This is a genomic window from Agromyces sp. P1_H4 (assembly GCF_056405255.1).
The window spans coordinates 1-2060 of the sequence record NZ_JBFUCL010000477.1; the positions used below are offsets into that span (position 1 = coordinate 1).

Annotated in this window: 2 protein-coding genes; one reads left to right on the plus strand and one right to left on the minus strand. The window is 75.0% G+C overall.

Annotated features, from left to right (window positions below; all coding sequences use genetic code 11):
• The coding region (gene hutH / locus AC1DY2_RS19055) for a histidine ammonia-lyase (protein ID WP_476763839.1) at positions 1-1469 on the plus strand (1469 nt) is incomplete at its 5' end.
• A 269-nt stretch (positions 1470-1738) separates the two neighbouring features.
• On the opposite strand, the gene AC1DY2_RS19060 is transcribed toward hutH, so the two are convergent.
• The coding region (locus tag AC1DY2_RS19060) for a hypothetical protein (protein ID WP_476763840.1) at positions 1739-2060 on the minus strand (322 nt) is incomplete at its 5' end.

Sequence of the window (2060 nt, forward strand, 5' to 3'; positions counted from 1 at the left end):
CATCCGTCGTGCTCGACCCGGCGGCGCTCGACGGCGTCGCCGCGAGCCGCGCGATCGTCGAGGGCCTCGCCGCCGATCCCGAGCCGCACTACGGCATCTCGACCGGGTTCGGCGCGCTCGCCACGACCTTCATCGCCGAGGACCGCCGCGCCCAGCTGCAGGCGAGCCTCGTGCGCTCGCACGCCGCGGGCTCGGGCGCCGAGGTCGAGCGCGAGGTCGTGCGCGCGCTCATGCTGCTGCGCCTCTCCACCCTCATGACCGGCCGCACCGGCGTGYGCCGCGTGACGGCCGAGACCTACGCGGCGATCCTCAACGCGGGCATCACGCCCATCGTGCGCGAGTACGGCTCGCTCGGCTGCTCGGGCGACCTCGCGCCGCTGTCGCACTGCGCCCTCGTCGCGATGGGCGAGGGCGAGGTGCGCGACGCGCAGGGCGAGGCGACGGATGCCGCGAGCGCGCTGTCGGCGGCCGGCATCGCACCGCTCCGCCTCGCCGAGAAGGAGGGCCTCGCCCTCATCAACGGCACCGACGGCATGCTGGGGATGCTCGCCCTCGCGATCGACGACCTGCGGATGCTGCTGACCACCGCCGACGTCGCCGCGGCGATGAGCGTCGAGGGGCTCATGGGCACCGACGCGGTGTTCGCCGCCGACCTGCACGCCCTGCGCCCGCAGCGCGGGCAGGCGGTGTCCGCGTCGAACCTCCGTCGCCTGCTCGCGGGCTCGCCGATCGTCGCGAGCCACAAAGGCCCCGAATGCACCCGGGTGCAGGACGCCTACTCGCTGCGCTGCGCGCCCCAGGTGCACGGAGCGGCCCGCGACACGCTCGCGCACGCGGCATCCGTCGCCGGGGCCGAACTCGCGAGCGCCGTCGACAACCCCGTGCTGACCCTCGACGGCCGCGTCGAGTCGAACGGCAACTTCCACGGCGCCCCGGTCGGGTACGTGCTCGACTTCCTCGCGATCGCGGTGGCGGATGTCGCCTCGATGAGCGAGCGTCGCACCGACCGGTTCCTCGACCGCGCCCGCAACCAGGGCCTGCCTCCCTTCCTCGCACACGAGGTCGGCGTGGACTCGGGCCTCATGATCGCGCAGTACACCGCGGCGGGCATCGTGTCGGAGCTGAAGCGGCTCGCCGTGCCGGCATCCGTCGACTCGATCCCGTCGTCGGCGATGCAGGAGGACCACGTGTCGATGGGCTGGGCCGCCGCGCGCAAGCTGCGCCGCGCGATCGACGGGCTCACCCGGGTGCTCGCGATCGAGGTCATGACCGCCGCCCGAGGGCTGGCGCTGCGCGCGCCGCTCGAGCCTGGCGCGGCCACCCGCGGCGTCGTGGCCCTGGCCGCCGGGGTGGGTGCGGTGCCCGGCGCCGACCGCTTCCTCTCCCCCGAGATCGAGGCGCTCACGGCTCTCGTGGCGTCGGGCACGGTCGTCGCGCGGGCCTCGGAGGCGACCGGCGCGCTCGACTGAAACGTGCGAAAAGGTTCTTCCGGGGTGATCAGGACGTCCCCCCGACTGGGGCAGGCCCGAAGGGGCAGAACGGTTGTCTCCCTCCCGCCTCGATGACAGACTGGACGGCAGCGGCCTCGGCCGTGACCCGAACGGAACCACATGACGCAACGCTGCACGGACTTCGGCGAGGATCGCCCCTGGTACGCCCGGGGCGCGCGTCGTGGTGGCGTCGCCCTCGCGGCGGCCACCGTCGTCGTCATGTTCGGCGCGTTCGGCGCGGCCCCCGCCTACGCGGAAGAGACCCCGCCCCCCGAGACCTCGGAGAGCACGTCGTCTGATGCCACGGCGACCGAGACGCCGGCGCCGACCCCGCCCGCGACCGACGAGGCCACCGACCCTCCGTCGACCGACGAGCCGAGCGACCCCGGGGCGACCGAGGAGCCCGCTCCGCCGACGGAGACGCCGGCGCCGACCCCCGATCCGACGCCCACTCCGACGCCCACTCCGGATCCGACGCCGACGCCCACGCCCGACCCGACGCCGACCCCTGAGCCCACCGAGCCTCCGGCCACCGGCGAGCCGACGCCGCCGCCTGGCACGGAGGCGCCC